This is a genomic window from Microbacterium sp. Bi128 (assembly GCF_918698205.1).
The window spans coordinates 1-3,680 of record NZ_CAKKMM010000436.1 but is presented as its reverse complement, the minus strand read 5'-3'; the positions used below and the strand labels follow the sequence as shown (position 1 = coordinate 3,680).

At 73.2% G+C, this 3,680-nt stretch carries 3 protein-coding genes and 1 pseudogene; all 4 read right to left on the bottom strand.

Annotated elements, in window-relative coordinates; genetic code table 11:
* Window positions 1–1,106: alcohol dehydrogenase catalytic domain-containing protein (locus LQV45_RS20530; RefSeq protein WP_230008601.1), on the bottom strand; the 1,106-nt coding region annotated here is incomplete at its 3' end.
* Between the two features lie 100 nt (window positions 1,107–1,206).
* A complete protein-coding gene (locus LQV45_RS20525) occupies window positions 1,207–1,926 on the bottom strand; it encodes a glycosyltransferase family 2 protein (protein ID WP_230008600.1) in 720 nt (239 codons plus the stop codon).
* Window positions 1,923–3,302, bottom strand: a complete 1,380-nt coding sequence (locus LQV45_RS20520; protein ID WP_230008599.1) for a bifunctional PIG-L family deacetylase/class I SAM-dependent methyltransferase — start codon at window positions 3,300–3,302, stop codon at window positions 1,923–1,925. Before LQV45_RS20520 ends, LQV45_RS20525 begins: the two co-directional genes overlap by 4 nt.
* Window positions 3,296–3,680: pseudogene (locus tag LQV45_RS20515) on the bottom strand (acyl-CoA dehydrogenase); the annotation flags it as partial. The pseudogene LQV45_RS20515 and the gene LQV45_RS20520, both read right to left, overlap by 7 nt.

Genomic DNA, 3,680 nt, shown 5'->3' with positions numbered 1-3,680 from the left:
TCCTCGAGGGGGGCGTGGTGGGTCACCAGATCCATGACGCCCAGCGGGTCGGCCGGGTCCTCGACGAGCGGGAGCAGGTCGTCGACCCAGCGCTTGACGTTGCACTGGCCCATGCGCATGCTCAGCTGCTTGTCGAACATCGTCTTCATCGGCAGGACGTCGGCGTCACCGGCGTAGACGCCGCTCAGCGAGACCGTCCCGCCGCGGCGGACGACGTCGATCGAGGCGTGCACCGCCGCGAGGCGGTCCAGGCCCGCGGTGTCCATGAGCTTCTGCGCGAGCGCGTCCGGGAGCAGCCCGATGGCGTTCTGAGCGAACGTGGCCCCGGGGTTGCCGTGGGCCTCCATGCCGACCGCGTCGACCACGCCGTCCACACCCCGACCCTCCGAGAGATCGCGCAGTTCGTCGACCACCGTGTCGGTGAGGTCGAAGGTCTGCACCCCGTGGCGCTCGGCCATCGCGCGGCGCTCGGCGACCGGGTCGACCGCCAGGACGCGGTAGCCCAGGTGCACGCCGATGCGCGACGCGAACTGCCCCACGGGCCCGAGCCCCATGACCGCGAGCGTCCCGCCGTCGGGGACGTTCGCGTACTGCACGCCCTGCCAGGCGGTCGGCACGATGTCGCTGAGGAACAGGTACCGGTCGTCGGGCAGGTCGTCGCCGACGCGGATGTGGTTGTAGTCGGCCAGCGGCACCCGCAGGTACTCGGCCTGCCCGCCGGGCACCTGGCCGTACAGCTTGGTGAAGCCGAACAGCGACGCGCCGCTGTTGTACTCGCGCACCTGCGTGGTCTCACACTGCGACTGCAGTCCGCGCAGGCACATGAAGCAGTGTCCGCACGAGATGTTGAAGGGCACCACGACGCGGTCGCCGACCGAGAGCGTCGTCACGGCCGAGCCCACCTCGACGACGACGCCCATGGGCTCGTGTCCGAGCACATCGCCCTTGTCGAGGAACGGCCCGAAGAGTTCGTACAGGTGCAGGTCGGAGCCGCAGATCGCCGACGACGTGATCTTCACGATCGCGTCGGTCGGTTCGAGGATCGTGGGGTCGGGAACCTCCTCGACGCTCACGTTGCGCTTGCCCTGCCAGGTCAGTGCCTTCATTCGTCATGCCTCTTTCGTTCCGGGGGACGACCAGTCTGCGCCGCGATCGTCCGCGCGACGGGGTGGTTGACGAATGGATGCCGAGCCCCCAGGGGCGCCGTCACGCGCCCGGCGCGGCGAGCGACGGCACATCGATCCAGACGTGCACCCGCTCCAGGAACGCGGCATAGCCGGCGGGTGTGCGCCCCGTGAAGCGACCGGAGGTCTCGACCTCGTGCACGTCGCTCGCCCGCTCGCGCGCGCCGAGGGCCCTGGTCGCGCGCACCAGGGCGACGTCTTCGTGCTCGACGAGATCCGGGATGCCGCCGGCGGCGGCGTAGACGCTCGCCCGGATGCCGAGGTTGGCGCCGTGCACGTTGCCGGGCGGCCGGCCGCGATGATGCGTCGCGCGCCAGTACGCGGCGTGGCGCGCGCTGAGGTCGGCGAAGACGGGGCGCACGGTTCCGAGGAGCAGGTCGATGCCGGCATCCATCTGATCGAGCTGGTGCGTGATCCAGTCGCGCGGCACGACCGTGTCGGCATCCGTCATCGCGATCCAGGTGTCCTCGGGCCGGGCGTCGAGAGTCGCCAGCGCGTGCGCGACACCGATCCGACGGGCGGTGCCGACGCTGCGGGCGACGATCTCGACGGTCTCGACCGGCCATCTGCGCGTCTGTGCGGGCGTGCTGTCCGCGCACGCGTCGAGCACCACGACGACCGTGGCGACGAGGCCCGGCTCGCGCTCCCGCGCGTACGCCACGGCGCGCGTCACCGACGCGAGGCAGAGCCCGATGAGCGCCTCTTCATCGTGCGCGGGAATCACCACGGCGACGGCCCTCACGGCACGAGTCCCGCCTCGGCCGCGACCGAGCGCGCCCCGGGCCGTCCGAACACCTCGAGCACGAAGTCCTCCTCCTCGTGCCGGACAAGGCGGACGAGATCCGGTCGCGCGGCGAGCGCGGCGTGCACGCTGTCGCCGCTGCGCGGGTACTCCGCGACCGGATGCCGCCAGTGGCAGGCGACGAGATGACCGTCGGCGCTGAGCGAACCGACGCTCGCCGTGAGGCCGCGGTCGAGGTCGCCGGCACCCCAGTAGTAGGCCACCTCCGACAGCACGACGAGGTCGTACTCGCCCGCGGGCCACTCGTCGGGGAGCATCGCGCGGCGCAACTCCACGTTCTCGTGCCCCACCAGCCGTCGGCGCGCCCGTTCGAGAGCCGCCGGGGCGAGGTCGAGGGCGAGCACCCGTTCGCACCGCTCGGCGAGGCGGGCGGTCAGGGCGCCCGTGGCGCAGCCGGCCTCGAGCGCCGAGCGGTATCGGCGCCGGGGCAGAGCCGCCAGCAGGACCGACCGTTTGCGCTCCTCGTACCAGCGCGAGTCGAAGCCCCACGGGTCGTCGTGGCGGGCGTACATGTCGTCGAAGTAGTCCTGGCCGACCGTGCCGGCGGAGACGCCGTCCGCGGCGGGATCCGGCGCCAGGAACATCTCCGCGGCGCGTGCGAAGTGCGCGCGCATGCGGGAGTGGACCGTCGCCTCGTCGCCGGCCGCGGCCGACAGCGGGTGGAGCTGCGTGGCGTGCGCATCGAGGGCGCGAGCCTTGGCATCCCGCGCCACGGTGTCGAGCGCGAGTCCCTCGGCGCGGTCCCACGGCACGTCGTCGGGGCCGCCCCAGTGCCAGAGCCAGATGGGGAACGCCCGCGAACGCACGCCGCGCGCGGCGCACACGGCCTCGACGATCTCGCCGACCACGCGATGATCGCGGTGCCCGTCGCCCCGCCACGGCGAGAGCACGAGCACGCGATCCGCACCCGCGCGGTCGAGGGCGTCGCGGAGCGCCCCGGTGATGGCATCCCGATACTCGTCGGTGCCGCCGTCGGGCAGTCCGAGGAAGACGGGGTCGCCGGAGAGGCCGACGATGCGCGCCGCGTCGACCAGTTCCCGGCGGCGCAAGAGCGCCAGAGTTGCGGGGCTGTGCGTGACCGAGTCGGGGTGAGAGCCCTCGCCGTCGGTCACCACGATCAGGTCGATCGGGATGCCGCGGGCGGAGGCCGTCGCGAGCAGCCCCGCGGCCCCGAGGGTCTCGTCGTCGGGGTGCGCGGCGACGACGATGAGGCGGTCCACCTCGAGGTCGAGTGCGGGCAGCGGGTCCCGCGCGGCCAGGGCCGACGTCCAGACGTCCTCGTCGGTGCCGGGGTCGCGGTGATCGAAGCTCACCATTCGCCCACCCCCGTCGCCACGTCGCCGCCGATCTTCGCGAGATCGCGCGCGGCGTGGTGCTGCCGCACGTAGACCTGCAGGTCGGCCACGCGCCGCGCGTGCGCCTCGTCGGCGACGAGTGGCAGGGGGCCGAGGGCGTGGGCGGCCTCGGTGAGCGCCGTCTCGACCGCATCGGCCACGACGGTCCTGGCACGCGCGGCACGGAGACCCGCGGATGCCGAAGACCCGGTGTCGAACACCGTCGCCGTCTCGACCAGCACGGCGCGTGCGGCCCACAGCGCGGTGTCGACCCGGCCGAGGTGCACCCGGGAGAGCTGGTCGGCGCGATCGTCGCGCGCGGCCCGGGCGAGCGCCGACCGCAGCGGCACCGCCCCACCC

Bases quoted from the DNA above. Each gene is read 5' to 3' on its own strand.
- LQV45_RS20520 (WP_230008599.1), bottom strand. From the start codon at position 3,302: ATGGTGAGCTTCGATCACCGCGACCCCGGCACCGACGAGGACGTCTGG.